Below are 20767 nucleotides of genomic sequence, written 5' to 3' on the forward strand. Positions count from 1 at the left end.
ATCGTCATCCGAATCTGCTGGGCCTCGTCCGTTTGTGCGCGTCGAGCCATTGACGGCTACGTAGACTCGATTAACCGTCAAAGCACTTCCCGCGAGTGGCGGCGTGCGCGATCGCTGACGCGCCCCGAAACGGGACACGGAACTGAAACGGAAGGAGTATGGAATGTCGTGCTGCCCACTTGCCGGACTGATGCGCCTGCGGGATCCGCAAGATCGCTATGCGGCGCATGCCCGAACCCCGTCGCTGACGCTGTTCAGGCTGATGGAAGCGCTCGCCGAGCGCCTGCGCTGGTATGGGCTCATGGACCTGTTGAGCGCGATCCCCGACAGCAACGAGGACTTCATCGTGTTCTGACGCGACGGCACTCCGGACGCCCGCCGAAGCGAGCGCCGAAAGTGCCGGCAAGACCCGTTCAAGCCTTCACGTGCGCCTTGACCCAGCCCACGTAGCGATCCATCCAGCTTTTCACGAACTGGGCGGTGCCTTCGTTGCTGATGTTGCCGGAAGCGTCGAAGAAGCCTTCCTTGACCTGGATGAAGACTTCCGGCTGCCCTAGCGTTGGCATATCCAGGTAGGCAAGAACGTTGCGCAGGTGTTGTTGCGCCAGCGCCGTGCCGATCGCCCCGATCGAAGCCCCCAGAACGCCCGCCGGCTTGCCCGCCCACGCGCTCTGCCCATAGGGACGGGAAGCATGGTCGATGGCGTTCTTCAGGACGCCGGGCATCGAACGGTTGTATTCGGGCGTGACGAAGATCACCCCCTGCGACGCGGAGATCTCCGCCTTCAGGCGTTTGACGGCGTCGGCCTGATTACCATCATCGTCCTGGTCGTAGAGCGGCAAGTCGCCGATCTGCACGAACTTGAGCGTGAATTCCGGCGGCGCCATGCGCACCAGCGCATTGGCGAGCTTGTGATTGATCGAATCACGGCGAAGGCTCCCGACGACGACTGCAATCTGATAGGTGCTCATTTCGACCTCTCCAGGAAAGAAACCCGTCCACCACGCGAATCGGAATACGCAGGTTATTCTGCCGCGTACCGATGCAACACCACAAGTCGTTGTTTTAATTGACGTCTTTCCCTCCATCGTTTGCCAATAAGGCACCCCTGTCCGACACCCCTACGATCCCGACTGCCCCGCCGGCCGGACGACCGCCCTGCACCTTGCACCCATGGCATACCCCCACTTGTCTGTGCCTGCGGCTCGGAGTAAAAGTCGATCCATCGATGTCAACCACGAGTCGCGCGCCATGGACACATCCTCCAAGCTCAACGCCGATTCGCTCGGTATCGTCGAGTCGGTGATCATGGGCATCGCCGGCACGGCGCCGGCATACAGCATCGAGATCACCACCTCGACCATCATCGGGACGGCCGGCACGCGCTCGCCGGCGAGCATCCTCGTGTGCGGGTTGATCATGTTCGGCATCGCCTACGCGTTCATCAACATGAACCGGGCGCTGGCAAGCGCCGGCACCTCCTATTCGTGGGTCAGCATGGTTTTCGGACGAACGCTCGGTTTCTTCGCCGGATGGGCGCTGCTGGTGCTGTGCTGCGTCTTCATGGTCTCGGCCATGATTCCGGCGGCGAACGCCACCCTGCTCATCTTCGACCGGCCGCTTGTGAACAACGTGCACTACGTGACATTGATCGCCGCGGCATGGCTGACGTTCGTCAGCGCGGTGGTTGTCAAGGGCATCAAGCTCACGAGCTACGTGCAGGTGCTGATGACGATCGCCGAGGGCGTCATCCTGCTCGTGATACTGGTGGCGAGCTTCCTCGTATTCCCCCATGCGCCGCAGCATCCGTTCTCGCTGCAATGGTTCTCGCCGTTTTCGTTCACACCGCAGCTGTTCGCCAACGGCGCGCTGGTCGCGATCTTCTTCTACTACGGCTGGGACGTGACCATGAACCTGAGCGAGGAGACGCGGGACGCGACCCGGACACCCGGGCGAGCCGCATTCTGGTCGATGGTGTTCCTGATGGCGTTTTTCCTCGTCTTCATCGTCGTCACCCTGCTCGCGCTGTCGGACGCCGAGATCCAACACTACAACACGAACATCATCTTCGCCATCGCAGAGAAGCTGTTCGGACCGACGTGGGGCTACGTCGCCATCATCGCGGTGTTGCTGAGCACCGTGGGTACGGTCGAGACACAGATGTTGCAATTCACCCGCACGCTGTTCGCCAAGAGCCGCGACGGCGCCCTCCACCACCGCTATGCGCGCCTGCATCCACGCTGGCAAACGCCACACATTGCCATCTTCTTCATTTGGATCACGGGGCTTGTGCTTCTGTTGATGTCGTCGTATTTGCCGACGATCAACGTCATCCTGCAGGATTCCATCACCGCGATCGGCTTCCAGATCTGCTTCTACCTCGGGCTGACCGGGCTCGCCTGCGGCTGGTACTACCGCAAGGTGCTGACACAAGGTCCGTGGCGCGCCATCACCCACGTCATCTGGCCGGTGGCGAGCGGCATTTTCCTGTTCTTCATCGCGCTCTACAGCATCCCCACCTTCGATTGGGTAACCAATATCGTCGGCATGGGAGGCATCGCCATCGGCGCGATCCCGCTGCTGCTCAACCGCAAACGCATCCGCGGCGTGCAGCCGGGCTGAACCACCCCGCCAAGAGCCTTCGGTGGCCACGAGGCCGAAACCGCCGTTCGCAGTTTCTACAAATCCATGCCAATAAGCGCGGGTGACGCCAGCGGTTACCCGTGGCGGTAAGGTTCGCTCCATCGAGGCACGGAATTTGCGTGACCGACGACATCGAATGCTCGCAAGAGCCGGGAGTCGGTTGCAATGTCCAATTCGCCCTCGCGCCAAGGCGCCATGGCCGATGATCCAGTCGCCACGCCCGACGCGCCCGTCGGCATGGGGCCACCACGCATCTACGCGCTGATGGCCCGACCGCTTCCCGCGCTCGACGCCTGGGCAGCCCTGGTCGACGGCATCGCCTCGCTCGGCTTTTCGCGAGTGCTGATCGACGAAACGACGTGCGACGACAGACTGCCGGACTACCTGCGTGCGACACGCCACGGCGGACTGGCGCTCGATATCGCCGTCAATGCCGACGTCGGTTCCGCTGTTGCGTCATTTCGCGCGCCGCAGCGCGGGGAGACTGCCTGCGCCGATGACGAACCGCCGGACCCGCGCCGTCTCCCAGGCACGCCGCAGGCCACAAGTGCTCCCGTCTTCCCATCGCAAGGCGATGCCTCGAGCGCCTCGGCCTCATCCCGGCCACGGACGCCGGGGCTCGCTTCCGATCCGCTCGCCGCCCGTCTGCATCGGTTCGCGGGCCTGGGGGCGAACGGTTTTTGCCTTCACCGTCTCGACGTCCGACCCGCCGCGGCGTGGCAGCGACTGCTCGGCGATTTGCGACGCCACTACCCGGCCCTGCAATGGTTCGGCTGGACGCCTGGACTCGCGCGCGAGCAGATGACGGCCGTGGCCTCCGCGGGTTTCGACGGCGTGTTCCTCTCGTCCTGCTGGTGGGACATGCGTGCGTCGTGGCTGTACGACGAGCATGCCGACCTCGCAAGATGCGCCTGGCGAATCGCGCTCGCCGGCGACCCGTTCGACACGTCTGGCGATATCGTGGCGCGCAGCCACAACGTGCTGGAATGCGCACGGGCGCTGCAACTGGCCTTCGAGCTCGGGAACGGCATTCTCATGCCGGCCGGCATGGAATTCGGGCATGCGCATGCGGCGCGGGAATTGCCGAACGTGGCGCCACCGATCGGCGCGGATCCCGGTACGTCGGCCCATGAAGTCGACTTCCGCCAGATCGTTGCGGCGGGCAACCTGCGGCTGGCGGAGAACGCCAGTCGAACTTCACCGGACGGTGCATCCTCATCGACGCCTCACCTCGCCCCCGCCGTGCTGCGATGCCTCTCCGGCGCCGACGCCGCCATTACAGTCCTTACACAGCGGATTCCTAATGCGAAAGGCAGCCGCGTCGTTGCCGTCAACCGCAGCCTGACGCGGGCGGCAACGCTGCCCATCTCCGCCTGCGCCAACGGTGAGCACGTCAGGTTCACCCCGCTCGACCCGCAGGGCAATACCGTCGGCACTCCGGAAACGCTCTCGCAGATCACCCTGGCTCCCGGCGAAGTGAGGATTTGGCACGCTGAGCTCGAGCGCAGTGTGTCGCGCCACGTGTGGCCCAGGGCGAAGCGCGGCGCGGCGAGCGAGCAGGACCGTCGTGCCGTGCGCGAGGCGGCCGCGCGGTCGCGTGTCGTGATCGAGCAGGTGGAACCGGCACTCGAAGACGGGCGCTTCGCGGTGCGCGCCGTGGCGGGAGAAAGCGTGTCTGTCTGCGCCGACGTCTTCACCGATGGCCACGCGCAGCCGAGCGCCGTGCTGCGGTGGCGAGCGCTCGACTCGAGCGCCTGGTGCGAGACCCCGATGACGCCCGTCGGCAATGACCGCTGGCGCGGCGAATTTCGCCCGACGCGGCTGGGCCGCCATGAATACATGGTCGAGGCGTGGCGGGATCCCTACGTCAACTGGTGCACCGAAGTCGCGAAGAAACTGGACGCGGGACAGCCCGTTGCGCTCGACATCCAGGAGGGTATCGAGTGTCTGCGCGATATCGCCCGGCGTGCTTCGGCGGCAAGGCACCGCAAGACGCTGGAGGCCATCGCGAAGCAAGGCGAATCGCAGGATCCCACCCTCGCCTACGCGATAATGAGCGCCCCGGCCACGCTCGACGCCGTCGCCGCCGTTCGCCATCGGCCCTTTGTGACGCGCACGCCGGCGCTTGCGCTCGACGCCGAGCCGCCGGAAGCGGAATACGCCAGTTGGTATGAGTTGTTCCCCCGTTCGCAAAGCGGCGACGTCAACCGACATGGCACATTCGATGATGTCATTCGCCGACTTCCCACGATCGCTGGGATGGGGTTCGACGTGCTCTACATGCCGCCGATTCATCCGATCGGACGCACACATCGAAAGGGCCGGAACAATCGGCTGGACGCGCAACCGACGGATCCGGGCAGTCCGTATGCCATCGGCGACGAAACGGGCGGACACGACGCGATCCACCCTGAGCTCGGCACGATCGACGACTTTCGACGTCTGCGTGACGCCGCCCGGGCGCAGGGCCTGCGCATCGCGCTCGACTTCGCCGTGCAGTGCTCACCGGATCACCCGTGGCTGCGCGAGCATCCGGGCTGGTTCGACTGGCGCGCGGACGGGTCCCTGCGCTACGCCGAGAACCCCCCGAAGCGGTACGAGGACATCGTCAATGTCGACTTCTACGCGCCTGACGCCGTGCCCGCGCTGTGGCTCGCCCTGCGCGACATCGTGCTGTTCTGGATCGGCGAAGGCATCGAGCTCTTTCGCGTCGACAACCCGCACACCAAGCCCCTGCCATTCTGGGAATGGCTGATTGGTTCCGTGCGGGCGGCGCATCCGCGCACGGTGTTCCTCGCCGAAGCCTTTACGCGCCCGAAGCTGATGTACCGGCTCGCGAAGGTCGGTTTCTCGCAGTCGTACACGTATTTCACCTGGCGCGAAACCAAGACCGAGATCACGAATTACCTGATGGAGTTGCAGCGTCCCGAGATCGCCGCCTGCTTCCGTCCGCACTTCTTCGTCAACACGCCTGACATCAACCCCTATCACCTGCAGCGAGGCGGCCGCCCGGCGCATCTGGCGCGCGCGGCCCTGGCCGCCACGCTGTCGGGGTTGTGGGGGATGTACAGTGGCTTCGAGCTCTGCGAGGCCACGCCGCTGCCGGGGCGCGAAGAATACCTCGACGCCGAAAAATACCAAATCCGCGCCTGGGACTGGGATCGGCCCGGCAACATCGTGCGCGAGATCACCGTGCTCAACCGCATACGGCGTGGACATCCCGCCTTGCAGACACATCGCGGCGTCACGTTTCTCAACGCGGGGAATCCTCACATCCTGTACTTCGAGAAGGCGACGCCCACACGCTCCGACGTGGTGCTCGTGGCGATCAATCTCGACGCGCGCCACACGCACGATGCGCCGATCGAGCTGCCGCTCTGGCGCTGGCAACTGCCGGACGACGCGGCGCTCGATGCCGAGAATCTGCTCGACGGAACGCAGTTCGTGTGGCGAGGCAAACAACAACATGTCCACTTGCCGCCGCATGCCCCTTACGCGATATGGTCGGTGCGGCCGTGGCGAGACAATCCCGATGCCGGGGAGACCCCATGAAACGAGAACCCCGGCTCGGCATCACGGCCCTGCGCGACGACCCGCTCTGGTACAAGGACGCCGTCGTCTACCAGTTGCATATCAAGTCGTTCTATGACGGCAACGGCGACGGCATCGGCGATTTCGCCGGGCTGATCGAGAAACTCGACTACATCGCCGAGCTGGGCGTCGACACGCTGTGGGTGCTGCCGTTCTATCCGTCCCCACGGCGCGACGACGGCTACGACATCGCCGAATACCGGGGCGTACATCCCGATTACGGCACCCTCGCCGATGTGCGCCGGCTGATCGCCGAAGCGCATGCACGCGGCATTCGCGTGATCACGGAACTGGTCATCAATCACACGTCGGACCAGCACCCATGGTTTCGGCGCGCCTGCGCCGCCCGCCCGGGATCGTCGCATCGCAATTACTACGTCTGGTCCGACACCGGGCGCGAATACGAGGGCACACGCATCATCTTCGTCGACACGGAGGTGTCGAACTGGACCTGGGAGCCGACGGCGGGCGCCTATTACTGGCATCGCTTCTACTCTCATCAGCCCGACCTGAATTTCGACAACCCGCAAGTGCTGCGCTCGGTGCTGGGCGTGATGCATTTCTGGCTTGGCATGGGGGTGGACGGACTGCGTCTGGACGCCGTGCCCTACCTCGTGGAGCGCGAAGGCACGAGCAACGAAAATCTGCCCGAGACCCATGCGATCCTGCGCCGTATTCGTGCGGATCTCGACGCGAAATACCGGAACCGCCTCCTGCTCGCGGAAGCCAACCAGTGGCCGGAAGACGTGCAGCAGTATTTCGGCGCGGGCGACGAGTGCCATATGGCGTTTCACTTCCCGCTCATGCCGCGCATGTACATGGCCATCGCGCGCGAGGACCGCTTCCCCATCACCGACATCCTGAGCCAGACGCCGCAAATTCCCGAGTCGTGCCAATGGGCGATCTTCCTGCGCAATCACGACGAACTCACGCTCGAAATGGTCACCGACAGCGAGCGCGACTATCTGTGGGAAGTCTATGCGTCGGATCGCCGCGCGCGGCTCAATCTGGGCATTCGCCGCCGGCTCGCGCCGTTGCTCGAACGCGACCGGCGTCGCATCGAATTGATGAACAGTCTGCTGCTCTCGATGCCGGGAACGCCGGTCATCTACTACGGCGACGAGATCGGCATGGGCGACAACATCCATCTGGGCGACCGCGACGGCGTACGCACACCGATGCAGTGGTCCTACGATCGCAACGGCGGCTTCTCGCGCGCCGACCCCGAGCAACTGACGCTGCCGCCCATCCAGGGCGCACTGTACGGATACGAGTCGGTGAACGTCGAGAGCCAGGCGCGCGACCCGCACTCGCTGCTCAACTGGACGCGTCGCCTTATCGCCACCCGGCGCTCGCGCCGCGCGTTCGGCCGCGGCGGCATCGAGTTCCTGCATCCGACCAACCGCAAGGTGCTCGCCTATCTTCGCGAATATGCCGAGGAGGCGCCGCTGCTGTGTGTGGCGAATCTCTCGCACGCGTCGCAGGCGGTGGAACTGGATCTCTCGCGCTACGCCGGTCGCAGGCCGGTGGAGCTGCTGGGCGGCACCGCATTCCCTGCCATCGGGCAATTGACGTACCTGCTGACGTTGCCGCCGTACGGCTTCTACTGGTTCGAACTGGTGGAGGCGACGCAGGCCCCGCGCTGGAACGACGAGGCGTCGGAGCAACTGCCGGAGTTCACCACGTTCGTGTGGCGCGCCGGCACGCCGCTGCTCGATTCGGCGGCCTGCGAGGCCATCTCGCGGAGCATCCTGCCGCACTACTTGCCGCGACGTCGCTGGTTCGCCGCCAAGAACGCTCGCCTGCATGCCGCGCGACTCGCCTGTGTGACGCCGCTCACGCAAGGCGATACGTCGGACACACCACTGTGGCTGTGCGAAGTCGAGGTGCAACTCGACGCCGACGGCCAACGGCAGACGCAGACGTATCTGCTGCCGCTCACTGTCGTGTGGGAGCAGGCCGGCATGCGCGCGCTGCCCGTTCAACTGGCGCTGGCCCGCGTACGCCGGGGCCGGCGGATCGGCTATCTCACCGACGCCTTCGCCAGCGAGGTGCTGGGCCCGACGCTCGCGGCCCTGATGCAGTCGAACGTGAGCCTGCCCGCGCAGCGTGCGGAGAACGCGGGCGAGCCGGGGGAATCCGGCGCCTTCGAATTCGAGAGTGCCGCCGTCCTCGCGGACGAGCCGTTGCCGCCGGGCGAAGCCACGCAATGGATGGCCGTCGAGCAAACCAACAGCTCGCTGGCCATGGGCAATGCGCTGGCGCTCAAGCTGGTCAGGCAGATCGTGCCGGGTGTGCATCCAGAGGCCGAGATGTTGCGTGCGCTCAGCGAACGCGGCTTCGCCAACTCTCCGCAATGGCTCGGCGAGGTCCGCCGCCGCGACGCGCAAGGCGCCCCGCACACGCTCGCGATCCTGCAACGCTTCGTGGAGAACCAGGGCAACGGCTGGAGCTGGGCGTACGACACGCTGTCGCGGTTGACCGAAGCGCTCTCGCACGATGACGTCAGCGCCGGAGAAACCCACGACGAAGCCGCGCCCTATCTTCAATTCGCGACGCAGATCGGCAAGCGTCTGGGCGAGATGCATCTCGTGCTCGCGCAGGACACCGACGACACGGCTTTTTCGCCCGGCGAGGCGGACCGGCAGGTGCTCGCGCGTTGGACGGAGCACGCCCAGGCGATGGTGTCGCAGGCGTTCTCGCGGCTCGAAGCCCATGAAGCGATGAGCGAGGCGCCGGACCGCAACGCACAGACGCCGCCCCTCGCGCCGTTGCTCGCCCGACGCGACGCCGTGCTCGCACGCCTTGCCGCGCTCATCGAACGCGGTGCGGGCACGATCTGTCAGCGCGTGCACGGGGACTTCCACCTCGGGCAGGTGCTGGTGACGCCGGGCGATGTGGTGCTCATCGACTTCGAGGGCGAACCGGCGCGCGAAGTCGCCGTGCGTCGCGAGAAGAACAGCCCGCTGCGGGACGTGGCGGGACTGCTGCGCTCGCTCGACTATGTGGGACGTTCGGTCGCGAGCACGGAGGAACCACTGCCCGCACCGATGCTCGCGCGGCGCGAAGCGCTCTTCCGGCGCGTGATGAGCCAGGCGAGCACGGCGTTTCTCGAAGCGTATGCCGGCGCGGTCGCCCATGGCGCGCCGCGACTGGCCGAGACTTTCCAGTGCCGCGAACTTCTCGACGCGCTGCTGCTGGAAAAGGCCGCCTACGAAATCGTCTACGAGTGCGCCAACCGGCCCGCGTGGCTATGGGTGCCGCTCGCCGGATTCGAGACGTTGGTGACACGTCTGCTCGACGGTACCGGGAGCGATGCCTCATGAGCCCCACTCAGCGTCGAGCCATGCCCTTGCACGATGAAGCCGAACGTGTCGGCGGCATCGGGGAGCACGGGGAGGACGGGCGGCACAGGGATGCCGCGGGTCGGCCGCCGACGATGTCACAGGACGACCTCCACGCCATTCTCGAGGCGCGGCATCCCGACCCGTTCGCGGTGCTCGGCCCACATCGCGAATCCGACGGATGGACGGTTCGCGCGTTCCTGCCGGGTGCGGTGAACGCGGCGATCGAGCCGCTGACTTCGCGCGAGGCAAGCGTCATTCCGATGCAGCGCGTGCACGCGGACGGACTCTTCCTCGCGTCGCTGCCCGCAGCGTCGGGCGACACGCGGGTCGCCGCCAAGCCGCCCTATCGTCTGCACATCGACTGGCCGCAAGCGCGTCAGGTTACTTCGGATCCGTACGCGTTCGGGCTGCTGCTGGGAGAATTCGATCTGCACCTGCTGCGCGAGGGACGCCACTGGCGCATCGGCGATTGTCTGGGCGCCCACCCCATGGTCATCGACGATATTCCGGGGGTGCGGTTTGCCGTGTGGGCGCCGAACGCGAGCCGCGTGTCGGTCGTCGGCGACTTCAACGGCTGGGACGGACGCCGGCACCCGATGCGCCTGCGCCATGACGCGGGCGTCTGGGAGCTGTTCGTCCCGGAACTCGCCGAGCACGAGCGCTACAAGTTCGAAGTGCGCTCGGCCAGCGGTGCGGTGTTGCCGCTGAAGGCGGATCCGTTGGCGCGCCTGACAGAGCCGCCGCCGGCAACGGCCTCGCGCGTGCCGCCCGTCGCGCCGTTCGTCTGGCATGACGATGCATGGCTTGCCGAACGCGCGTGCCGCGCCGCGCCGGACGCCCCGGTGTCGATCTACGAGGTGCATGCCGGATCATGGCTGCCCGCCGGAAACGACGGCGTACCCCGCGCCGACTGGGATGCGTTGGCCGAGCGACTGATTCCCTACGTGCGCGACATGGGATTCACCCATATCGAATTCCTGCCCGTGACCGAACATCCGTTCGCCGGCTCGTGGGGCTATCAGCCGCTCGGCCTCTATGCGCCCACTGCCCGTCTCGGCGATCCGGCGGCGTTCGCGCGTCTGATCGATACGGCGCACTGCGCGGGCCTTGGCGTCATCCTCGACTGGGTGCCGGCGCACTTCCCGTCCGACGTGCACGGGCTTGCGCACTTCGACGGCACCGCCCTCTACGAGCACGCCGATCCTCGAGAAGGCTTTCATCAGGACTGGAAGACCAGCGTCTACAACCTCGGGCGTCATGAGGTCGTCAATTTCCTGATCGGCAGTGCGCTGGACTGGCTTCGCCGGTTCCATGCCGACGGTCTGCGGGTCGACGCGGTGGCGTCGATGCTGTACCGCGACTACAGCCGCCGACCGGGCGAGTGGGTGCCGAACCGCTACGGCGGGCGCGAAAACCTCGAAGCCATCGCCTTCCTGCAGACGCTGAGCGAACGCGTCGCCGAGGAAGCGCCAGGCGCGGCACTGTTCGCGGAAGAGTCGACGGCGTGGCCCGGCGTGAGCGCACCGGTAAACACGGGCGGTCTGGGCTTCGACTACAAGTGGAACATGGGGTGGATGAACGACACGCTGCGCTACATGAGTCGCGACCCCATCTACCGCCGACATCACCACGACGATCTGACCTTCGGTCTTGTCTACGCGTTTTCCGAGCGCTTCGTGCTGCCGCTCTCGCATGACGAGGTGGTCCACGGCAAGGGGTCGTTGATCGGCCGCATGCCGGGAGATGCGTGGCAGAAGCACGCCAACTTGCGCGCGTACTTCGGCTTTCAGTGGACGCATCCCGGCAAGAAGCTGCTTTTCATGGGCGGCGAATTCGCCCAGCCGGCCGAATGGAATCACGACGCCCCGCTCGCCTGGACGCAACTCGACGACCCGGCGGGCCGTGGCGTGCAGCGCTGGGTGCGCGATCTGAATCGCTGTTACCGCGACCTGCCCGCCCTGCATCGACTCGACACCGAAGCGACCGGCTTCGCCTGGATCATCGGCAACGACCGGGACAACAGCGTGCTTGCCTACCTGCGCTTCGGCTCACCGGCCGGCGGCGCGGCGTCTCGCGACATCTGTCTCGTCGTCGCCAACTTCACGCCCGTCGTGCGTCATGACTACCGCGTGGGCGTCCCCGTCCCGGGCGTGTGGCGGGAAGTCCTGAATTCCGACGCGCCGTGCTATGGCGGCAGCGGCGTCGGCAATGCGGGTCGAATAGAAGCGCGGAGCGCGCCGTCGCACGGTCAAGCGGTGTCGCTTGCGCTGACGCTGCCGCCTCTGGCTTGTCTTGTTCTGGCCCCGGAGAAATAGCCGATGCCGCACACGCTCAACGGACCATTGCAGCCCGGCCTCCCGACGCCGCTCGGCGCGACCTGGGATGGCCTGGGCGTCAACTTCGCCGTGTTCTCCGCCAACGCCACCCACATCGATCTGTGCATCTTCGACGAACGCGGGCGCAAGGAACTCAAGCGTCTAGCGCTGCCGGAATGCACCGACGAAATCTGGCACGGCTACCTGCCCGGTGCCGGCCCCGGCCTCGTCTACGGATATCGCGCGCACGGCCCGTATGCGCCCGAGCAGGGGCACCGCTTCAACCCCGCCAAGCTGCTGCTCGATCCCTACGCCCGAGCGTTGCTCGGCAAGGTTCGCTGGTCCGACGCGCTGTTCGGCTATCGCCTCACGTCGCACAAGGCGGATCTCTCCATCGATCGGCGCGACAGCGCGCCCGCCATGCCCAAGGCCATCGTGGTGGAAGCCACGGACACGTTGCGTCACGACACGCGTCCTCATACGCCTTGGGACGACACTGTCATTCTCGAAGCCCATGTGCGCGGGCTCACGATGCAGCTCGACGGCCTGCGCCAGCCCGTGCGCGGCACGTTCGCGGCACTCGCCTCGCCGCGCCTCGTCGATCATCTGCACCGGCTCGGGGTAACGGCCGTGGAGTTGCTGCCCGTCCACGCGTTCCTGCACGACCGGATACTGGTCGACCGGGGGCTGCGCAACTACTGGGGCTACAACACGCTCGCGTTCTTCGCGCCGGAGGCGTCCTACCTGGGCAACGGCGGCACGGAGGCCATGCGCCGCGCGGTGCGGGCGCTGCATGCCGCCGGAATCGAGGTGATTCTCGACGTCGTCTACAACCACACGTGCGAAGGCAACGAAATGGGGCCGACGCTGTCGTGGCGAGGACTCGACAACGCGAGCTACTATCGCCTCGTGCCCGGCGACGAGCGCTATTTCATCAACGACACCGGTTGTGGGAACACCCTCAATCTGTCGCATCCGCGCGTATTGCAGATGGTGATGGACTCGCTGCGCTACTGGGTCGAAACGATGCAGATCGATGGCTTTCGCTTCGACCTGGGTGTCACGCTCGGACGCGAGGGCTACGGCTTCGATCCGGGTGCGGGCTTCTTCGACGCCGTCCTGCAAGACCCCGTACTCGCGCGCACGAAGCTCATTTCCGAGCCGTGGGATATCGGTCCTGACGGCTATCAACTGGGGCAGCATCCCCCCGGATTCGCCGAGTGGAACGGCAAGTTCCGCGACACGGTGCGCCGCTTCTGGCGAGGCGACGACGGCATCCGGCCCGACATCGCCGAGCGCCTGCTCGGCTCGGCAGGCCTCTTCGCGCGACGCTGGCGCAAGCCATGGGCCTCGATCAACTTCGTGACAGCGCACGACGGCTTCACGCTGGCCGACCTGACGTCCTACTCGGAACGGCGCAACGAGGCGAACGGCGAAGACAATCGTGACGGCGCCGGCGAGAACTTCAGCGCCAACTGGGGCGTCGAGGGGCCAACGGATGATCCGAATATCCTCGCCGTGCGCGAGCGCGTAAGGCGCTCGCTGCTCCTCACGCTGCTCTTTGCAAGCGGCACACCGATGCTGCTGGCGGGCGACGAGTTCGGCCGCACCCAGCGCGGCAACAACAACGCGTATTGCCAGGACAACGACATTTCGTGGCTCGATTGGCGTCTTGCCGCCGAACCGCCCAATGCCGCCATGACCGACTTCACGGCGCGGGCCATCGCATTGCGCCGCGAGATGCCACTGTTTCGCATCACCCGCTTTGTTCGCGACGACGAACCGGTGACGACACCGTTCGAGCCGACTTCCTGGTGGGACGAGCGCGGTCTGCAACTCTCCTACGACGACTGGCACAACCCGAAGGGCCGTGCGCTGGTGCTACGTCGCGCAGCGCGGCGCGAGGACGGCGGCATCGATCTCGCGCTGCTGATGATGAATGCGGCCGACGTGCCGCTGCTGTTCCGCTGGCCGCCCCCGGGCGGCGATTGGCTGCTGCATCTCGATTCCGCCGATCCATCGCGCACTTCGACGTCGCTCGGTGGCGAGGGCGTGCAGATCGAAGCCCACGCGGCCATGGTGGTGACCGGCCGGTGGCGGGACGACGCACCGACAGCCACCGCCTGAGCTCGCCGCCGGTCTCCACGATTCGACATATCCATACGCACCATGACCACGACGCACGCTTTCTCTCTCCCCTTCGGCGCCGCCATGCAGGAAGACGGCACGACGCGCTTTCGCATCTGGGCGCCGGACGTGAGCACCCTGCAACTGGCGATCGAGACCACGCCGCTCGTATCGATGCAGCCTTGCGAGGGCGGACATTTCGAGCTGACGGTGCCATGTGTGGCGGGGACACGCTACGCCTATGTGCTGCCCGACGGCCGGCGCGTGCCCGACCCCGCCTCGCGCGCGCAGGACGGTGGCCCCCACGACATGAGCGTCGTCGTCGACCCTCGCGCGTACGAATGGCAGACGACCGGATGGCAGGGCCGGCCGTGGCATGAAACGGTGATCTACGAAGTGCACGTGGGTGCGCTCGGCGGGTACTGCGGCGTCCGGGCGCGGCTTCCCTATCTTTCGCAGCTCGGCGTAAGCGCCATCGAGCTGATGCCGATCGGTACGTTCGACGGGCAACGCAACTGGGGCTACGACGGCGTGCTGCCGTTCGCGCCCGAGAGTGCCTATGGCACTGTGGACGAGCTCAAAGCGCTCATCGACGCCGCCCACGCCGAGGACATAATGGTGTTCGTCGACGTCGTCTACAACCACTTCGGCCCCAGTGGCAACTACCTCGGGGCGTATGCGTCGCCGTTCTTCGACGAGACGAAGCCGACGCCGTGGGGCGCGTCGCTCGATTTCGAAGTGCCGTGCGTACGCCGTTACTTCATCCAGAACGCGCTGTACTGGCTCTTCGAATACCGGGTCGACGGCCTGAGGCTCGACGCCGTACACGCCATCGGCAACGATGCGTTCGTCCAGACGCTGTCCACCTGCGTGCGCGACGAGATCGCCGCGCGCGAACCGGGTCGCCACGTGCATCTCATCTTCGAGAACGAGCGCAACGCCGCCGGGTTGCTGGCCAATACCTCGGCCGCACAGTGGAACGACGACTTTCACAACGCGCTGCACGTGCTGCTGACCGGAGAACGCGATGGCTATTACGCGGACTTCGGGAAGACGCCCATCGCTCATCTCGCGCGCGTGCTGGCCGAAGGCTTCGCCTACCAGGGCGAGCGCGTCGAACGATTCGGCCTGGCCCGAGGCGAGCCCAGCAGCTTCCTCGCCCCCACCTCGTTCGTCACCTTCCTGCAGAACCACGATCAGATCGGCAATCGCCCGTTCGGCGAGCGGCTGGTGACGCTGGCGGACCCGGCGGCATTGCGCGCCGCCGTGGCCTTGATGCTGCTGTGCCCGCAGATTCCGATGCTGTTCATGGGCGAAGAATGGGGCAGCGAAGCGCCGTTCCTGTTCTTCACCGACTACCAGGGCGCATTGGCCGATGCCGTGCGGGAAGGACGCCGGCAGGAGTTCTCCCGTCTGGGCGCGATCACGGAAGCCTCCGTGCCGGATCCCAACGATCCCGACACGTTCGCGATGTCGTGTGTCGCGCCCGGCGAGGACGAGACGCCCGCGTCGGACGAATGGCTCACGTGGTATCGCGGGCTGATCGACGCCCGACGTACGTGGATCGTTCCCAGGCTGCCGGGCGCCGCGTCGGCAGGTGTCGCCGTGTTGGGCCCGCAGGCATTGTGTGCCCGCTGGCGGCTTGGTGACGGCGCGCTGCTCGTCATCGCACTCAACCTCGGCGGCCACGACTTGACGATCGATGCTTCCGCCATCCGCACGGACGGCGCGCCGCTTTGCCAGACGCCTGCGCGAGCCTCGGCCGGCCTGTCCGAAGGCACGCTGTGCGCGAACGCCTGCGTCGTCTGGCTGGAGGGATCGCTATGAGCACCACTGCCGCTTCGCTGCTGTCCGCGCCATCGCAGGACGCGCTGCGCACGCTCGCACGACGCGCGGGCCTGCTCGTCCATTGGAAGGACGCTGCCGGTCAGGCGCACACCGTCTCGCTCGACGTCTTGCGCGCGCTGCTCGACGCCATGGGCCTGCAGTGTGCGAACGCGGCGCAGTGCCGCGATAGTCTCAACTTCCTGGAGTCGCCGGCATCCCTTTCCGACGACGCACAGATCGTGACGCGGGTCGACGTGCCCGCCACCCTGCCTGACCTTTCGATGACCGCGGGGCGCAAGCGTCTGCCGTACCGCATCCATCTCGAAGACGGCGGCGCCATCGACGGCGTGACCGAGGTCGACGCGAACTCCGGCGAGACGCTGCTGCGCGCCATCGACGTGCCCGGCTATCACTATCTCGACATCGGCAACCGACGACTGATGGTCGTGGTCGCCCCGCCGCACGCGCATCGTTTGCCTGAGACCGCGCGAGACTGGGGAATGAGCGTACCACTCTATGCGTTGCGCGGCGAAGGCGACGGCGGACTCGGCCACTATGGAGCACTCGCCGAGGCCGCAAAAGCGTGCGCGACGCATGGCGCGCAGGCGCTCGCCATCAGTCCGGCGCACGCCATGTTCAGCGCGCGGCCGGCGCAGTACAGTCCCTACTCGCCGTCGAACCGTCGTTGGTACAACACGGCTCACATCGATCCGGCCGCGTTGTGCGGCATGCCCGAAGCACAGGAAGCCGCGCGTCGGCTGCAACTGATCCCCGGCTATGCGCAACGCGAGCGTCAGCAGCTCGTCAATTGGCCTGCCGCATCCACCGCGCGTCTGCAAGTGTTGCGCCACCTCTACGGTCTTCGCGAACGGTGGCTCACGCCCGAGCAGGCCGGTGCGCTCAAGGCATTCCGACGCAACGGCCGCGACGCACTCGAAGCCCACGCCCGCTTCGAAATGCTCCATGAGCGGCTGCACTCGACGCACGGCGACGACTGGCGGCGATGGCCTCGCGGTCTGCATTCGCCATGGGCCCCGCAGGCCGAACGTCTGGCCGTCGAGCATGCCGACGACGTTGCCTTCCATATGTTCCTCCAGTGGCTCGCGTTGCAGGGCCTTCGCGGGGCGCACCGGCAGGCGCGCGAAGCGGGCATGGGAATCGGCCTCATCGCCGATATGGCGGTCGGCGTCGATTCGAGTGGCAGCGAGGCCTGGGCCGATGACGGGCATTTGCTGCAAGGCGTATCGCTGGGTGCGCCGCCGGATGCGTTCAACCACGCGGGCCAGGTCTGGGGACTGACGACCTTCTCGCCCTGGGCGCTGCGGCAACGGGGCTACCGCCCGTTCATCGCGACATTACGCGCGGCGCTGGCGTTCGCGGGCGGAGTGCGCATCGACCACGTGCTGGGGTTGTCCCGCCTCTGGGTGTGTCCGGCGGGCGCACCGGCCATGTCCGGCGCCTATCTCAGATATCCGCTCGACGCCCTGCTCGCCATCGTGGCACTGGAGTCCTCTCGCCATCAAGCAATCGTCGTCGGCGAGGACCTCGGGACGGTGCCGGTCGATTTCCGCGCCCGCGTTGCTGCGCAGGGGGTGCTGGGAACCGACGTCCTCTGGTTCGCGCGCAGCGAGTCATCACCGGAACAGCAGGCACCGCCCGCCGACTTTCTCGACCCGCGCCAGTGGCGCACCGAAGCGGTCGCCACGACGAGCACGCATGATCTGCCGACGGCGGTCGGCTGGTGGATCGGGCGCGACATCGCCTGGCGCGTGCGCCTGTCGCGCACGACCTTCGACGCGCGCGCCGCCCGTCGGGCGCGCCGCGCCGACCGCTCGGCGCTATGGGAAGCGATGGTGGCGGCCGGGGTGGTCAACGAAGGCGGTGAGGCGTCTGCACCGCCAGCGCGTTCCGATTCGGCCTCGGCCGGCGATGCCGGGGACGCTCCGCCGAGATCGGCGGGCCGCCCACCGACGGCGACGCCGCTCGACGCCATCGTGAGTTTCGTGGCGCTCGCGCCTGCCGCGCTCGCGCTGCTGCCCATCTCGGACGCCATCGGAGCGCGCGAAGCCGACAACCTGCCCGGAACCACGACCGAACATCCCAACTGGCGCCGTCGCCTGCCGGCACCGGTGTCGACGCTGCTCGGCGAGCCCGAAGTCGCCTCGCGCGTCGCACGGTTTGCCCGCACGCGCGCCGCCGGTGCGCGACGCAATGCCCCTCGCCGGCCGGCCCACCGATCGACAGGATCATGAATCGTGAGGCTTCCATGACGCCGATCTCGACGCTGCGGGTGCAGTTCAACGCCAGCTATACCTTCGCCGACGCATCGCGCGACGTGCCCGCGTTCGCCGCGCTGGGCGTCTCGCATCTGTACGCCTCGCCGATATGGACCGCGGCGGCCGGCTCGACGCACGGCTACGACGTCGTGGATCCCGGCACCGTGAGCGACGTGCTTGGCGCCGAATCGGGCCTGCGCCGCCTGCGCGACCGGCTGGCTGCTTTCGATATGGGGCTCGTGGTGGATATCGTGCCGAACCACATGGGCATCGGACCGGGAAATCGCTGGTGGTACGACGTGCTTCGACGCGGCAGGAAAAGCCCGTACGCCCGGTACTTCGACATCGATTGGGATGGCAACGCCGACGTCCCCGCGGGCAAGGTGTTGCTGCCCGTGCTGCCGGAGTCCCTCGCGGAGACGCTGGCACGGCGTGCGTTGTCCATCCTGCACGGCGTGACCGGCGAATCGTCGCTCGCATGTGGCGATGCGCGCTGGCCGGTGGCGGCCGACGCGCCGGGGATTGCCGATACGCCGTGCACGCCCCGGGACTGGCAGCGCGTGCTTGCCCGTCAGCACTTCCATCTTGCGCACTGGCCGCTCGCACGCGATGCCCTGAACTGGCGACGGTTCTTCGACATCACGACGCTGGCGGCCGTATGCGTCGAACGGCCGGAAGTGTTCGAAGCGGTCCACCGCCTCGTGCTTCGCCTGTTTGCCGACGGTGTCATCGACGGTGTGCGGGTTGATCACGTCGATGGCCTGAGCGATCCCGGTGCCTATTGCCGCATGCTGCGCGCGACGCTGCGCGAGCACGGTCGAGGGCGCGAGCCGTGGATCGTGGTCGAAAAAATCCTGATGCATGGCGAACGCCTCGACGCCCGCTGGCAAACCGACGGCACGACGGGCTACGACTTCATGAACGACGTCGGCGCGCTGCTGCATGACGAAAACGGCGCAAGCAAGCTCGATGCGCTGTGGCGTACGGCGACGGGCGACACCCGCGACTTCGACGCGCACGTTGGCGAAGCACGGGTGCAGTTGATCGTCGAGCGCTTCGGCAGCGAGATGGCACGGGTCGTCAAGGCGCTCGTCGCGTTGGTGGAGGCAGATGCCAATGGGCCCGCGCGCGATCTTGGCATCGCCAGTCTGCGCCGATGCGCTTGCGCGCTCGCGGGGGCCTTTCCCGTCTACCGCTGCTACCCGGATGGCCCAGAGCCCGAGGACGCGGCCTGCGAAGTGTTGGCCACCGCCATGGCCGGCGCGCGCCAGCGCCTGCACCCGCTCGACCATGCCGCCCTCGCGCAGTTGGGCCGGTGGCTCACGCCGGACGAGGACGGCACGACCGGACTTCGACGCGAGGCACAGATCCGCTTCGCGCAGACCACCGCGCCGTTGGCGGCCAAGGCGGTCGAGGACACCGCCGGGTATCGCTGGGGGCGGCTTCTCTCGCGCAACGATGTCGGCTGCGATGCCGCCACGTTGTCGTTGCCGCTGTCGGCCTTTCATCAGGCCAACGCGTATCGCGCCCAGCACTGGCCCCGGGCCATGCTCACGACGGCGACCCATGATCACAAGCGCGGCGAGGACGTGCGGGCGCGGCTGGCCGTGCTCTCGGAAATCCCGGCGCGCTGGGCCGAGAGGGTCGCCGGCTGGCGGGCGGAGAACGATCGCTTTCGCGATACGTTGCGAAATGCCCCGGATCCTGCGCACGAATTGATGCTGTACCAGACGCTCGCCGGCGCGTGGCCGTGCGCATGGTCGTCCACGTCTGCGACGCGCGAGGCCACGACCCGGTTCGTCGGACGCATCGCGCAATGGCAACGCAAGGCGATCCGCGAGGCAGGTGTGCGAAGCTCATGGCTCGCGCCGGATAGCGCTTACGAAGCGGCCTGCGACGCGTTTCTCGACGCGATCATGGCCGATCCGTCGTTCGTCCAGTCGATGCAGGCGTTCTCCAATGCCATTGGTCCCGCGGGCGCCTTGAACGGTCTGACCCAAACGTTCCTGCGTCTCACCTGTCCGGGCGTTCCCGACACATATCAGGCGAGCGTCGGTTGGGACCAGACGCTCGTCGACCCGGACAATCGTCGCCCCGTGCATTTCGATCTTGACGGCATTGCCGCGCCGGGCGGCGCCATCGACCGCGGCGGATGGCTCTCGCTGATGGACCGCTGGCAAGACGGCGACGTGAAGCTGGCGCTGTTGCGAGCGGTGCTGCGCCTGCGCAAGGCGTTTGCGCCGGCATTCACGCAGGGCGACTACATGCCTCTCGCCGCCCACGGGCCGTGCGCCTCTCAGGTCGTGGCCTTCGCCCGGGTGCCGGCACCGAGTGCGGGCGCGATGGTGATCTGCATCGCCACCCGGCATGCCGCGCATCACCTGGGCGCGACAGGCGCCGCGGCGGTGTCCGACGGCGGCCCCCGTCTGCGGGCGCGGGATTGGCGCGGCACCGTGCTCGATGTCACGCCGGCATCGCGAACATTGCGCTGGCGAAGCCTGATAGACGGCGCGGCAATCGAAGCAAAATCGCACGATGGACTCACGCTCGCGGAAGTGCTCGATGTGCTCCCGGTCGCCGTGCTCACGCCGGCGTGAACCCGCAGGCCCTCGTCGGGGTCACTGCGTAGCGATGTGTACCA

At 66.9% G+C, this 20767-nt stretch carries 10 protein-coding genes; 9 read left to right on the top strand and 1 reads right to left on the bottom strand.

Going from position 1 to position 20767, the window contains the following annotated elements:
* Positions 1-163 precede the first annotated feature (163 nt).
* Entirely contained in the window at positions 164-355 is a 192-nt protein-coding gene (locus RO07_RS26000) for a hypothetical protein (RefSeq protein WP_147284664.1), read from the top strand.
* Positions 356-413: 58 nt separating this feature from the next.
* Here the strand turns inward: RO07_RS26000 and RO07_RS12885 are convergent, their stop codons facing one another.
* A complete protein-coding gene (locus tag RO07_RS12885) occupies positions 414-971 on the bottom strand; it encodes an NADPH-dependent FMN reductase (protein ID WP_039411194.1) in 558 nt (185 codons plus the stop codon).
* A gap of 280 nt (positions 972-1251) precedes the next feature.
* Between RO07_RS12885 and RO07_RS12890 the strand changes: the two genes are divergently transcribed.
* The 8 genes from RO07_RS12890 (at position 1252) to treY (ending at position 20723) form a co-directional block, all read left to right on the top strand.
* Positions 1252-2622, top strand: a complete 1371-nt coding sequence (locus RO07_RS12890; protein WP_039411196.1) for an APC family permease — start codon at positions 1252-1254, stop codon at positions 2620-2622.
* 186 nt (positions 2623-2808) lie between these two features.
* Positions 2809-6195 carry an alpha-1,4-glucan--maltose-1-phosphate maltosyltransferase gene (locus tag RO07_RS12895; RefSeq protein ID WP_052267259.1) on the top strand — a complete coding sequence of 1129 codons (3387 nt, stop codon included), beginning with the start codon at positions 2809-2811 and terminating at the stop codon, positions 6193-6195.
* Complete coding sequence (gene treS, locus RO07_RS12900; protein WP_039411198.1) at positions 6192-9560, top strand: maltose alpha-D-glucosyltransferase; 3369 nt, start codon at positions 6192-6194, stop codon at positions 9558-9560. The genes RO07_RS12895 and treS overlap by 4 nt, the downstream gene beginning before the upstream one ends.
* A 113-nt stretch (positions 9561-9673) precedes the next feature.
* Positions 9674-11896: a 1,4-alpha-glucan branching protein GlgB gene (gene glgB, locus RO07_RS12905; RefSeq protein ID WP_039415339.1), complete on the top strand. Its 2223-nt coding sequence runs from the start codon at positions 9674-9676 to the stop codon at positions 11894-11896.
* 3 nt (positions 11897-11899) lie between these two features.
* Positions 11900-14023 (top strand): glycogen debranching protein GlgX, encoded by a 2124-nt coding sequence (gene glgX, locus RO07_RS12910; RefSeq protein ID WP_084072594.1) that lies wholly within the window; start codon positions 11900-11902, stop codon positions 14021-14023.
* A 42-nt stretch (positions 14024-14065) separates the two neighbouring features.
* Positions 14066-15850 (top strand): malto-oligosyltrehalose trehalohydrolase, encoded by a 1785-nt coding sequence (gene treZ / locus RO07_RS12915; RefSeq protein WP_039411199.1) that lies wholly within the window; start codon positions 14066-14068, stop codon positions 15848-15850.
* Entirely contained in the window at positions 15847-18102 is a 2256-nt protein-coding gene (gene malQ / locus RO07_RS12920) for a 4-alpha-glucanotransferase (RefSeq protein WP_052267260.1), read from the top strand. Before treZ ends, malQ begins: the two co-directional genes overlap by 4 nt.
* A complete protein-coding gene (gene treY, locus RO07_RS12925) occupies positions 18099-20723 on the top strand; it encodes a malto-oligosyltrehalose synthase (RefSeq protein ID WP_039411201.1) in 2625 nt (874 codons plus the stop codon). The genes malQ and treY overlap by 4 nt, the downstream gene beginning before the upstream one ends.
* Positions 20724-20767: the final 44 nt, after the last annotated feature.

It is taken from the genome of Pandoraea pulmonicola, assembly GCF_000815105.2.
Classification (GTDB): domain Bacteria; phylum Pseudomonadota; class Gammaproteobacteria; order Burkholderiales; family Burkholderiaceae; genus Pandoraea; species Pandoraea pulmonicola.

Bases quoted from the DNA above. Each gene is read 5' to 3' on its own strand.
- RO07_RS26000 (WP_147284664.1), top strand. From the start codon at position 164: ATGTCGTGCTGCCCACTTGCCGGACTGATGCGCCTGCGGGATCCGCAA.
- RO07_RS12885 (WP_039411194.1), bottom strand. From the start codon at position 971: ATGAGCACCTATCAGATTGCAGTCGTCGTCGGGAGCCTTCGCCGTGAT.
- RO07_RS12890 (WP_039411196.1), top strand. From the start codon at position 1,252: ATGGACACATCCTCCAAGCTCAACGCCGATTCGCTCGGTATCGTCGAG.
- RO07_RS12895 (WP_052267259.1), top strand. From the start codon at position 2,809: ATGTCCAATTCGCCCTCGCGCCAAGGCGCCATGGCCGATGATCCAGTC.
- treS (WP_039411198.1), top strand. From the start codon at position 6,192: ATGAAACGAGAACCCCGGCTCGGCATCACGGCCCTGCGCGACGACCCG.
- glgB (WP_039415339.1), top strand. From the start codon at position 9,674: ATGTCACAGGACGACCTCCACGCCATTCTCGAGGCGCGGCATCCCGAC.
- glgX (WP_084072594.1), top strand. From the start codon at position 11,900: ATGCCGCACACGCTCAACGGACCATTGCAGCCCGGCCTCCCGACGCCG.
- treZ (WP_039411199.1), top strand. From the start codon at position 14,066: ATGACCACGACGCACGCTTTCTCTCTCCCCTTCGGCGCCGCCATGCAG.
- malQ (WP_052267260.1), top strand. From the start codon at position 15,847: ATGAGCACCACTGCCGCTTCGCTGCTGTCCGCGCCATCGCAGGACGCG.
- treY (WP_039411201.1), top strand. From the start codon at position 18,099: ATGAATCGTGAGGCTTCCATGACGCCGATCTCGACGCTGCGGGTGCAG.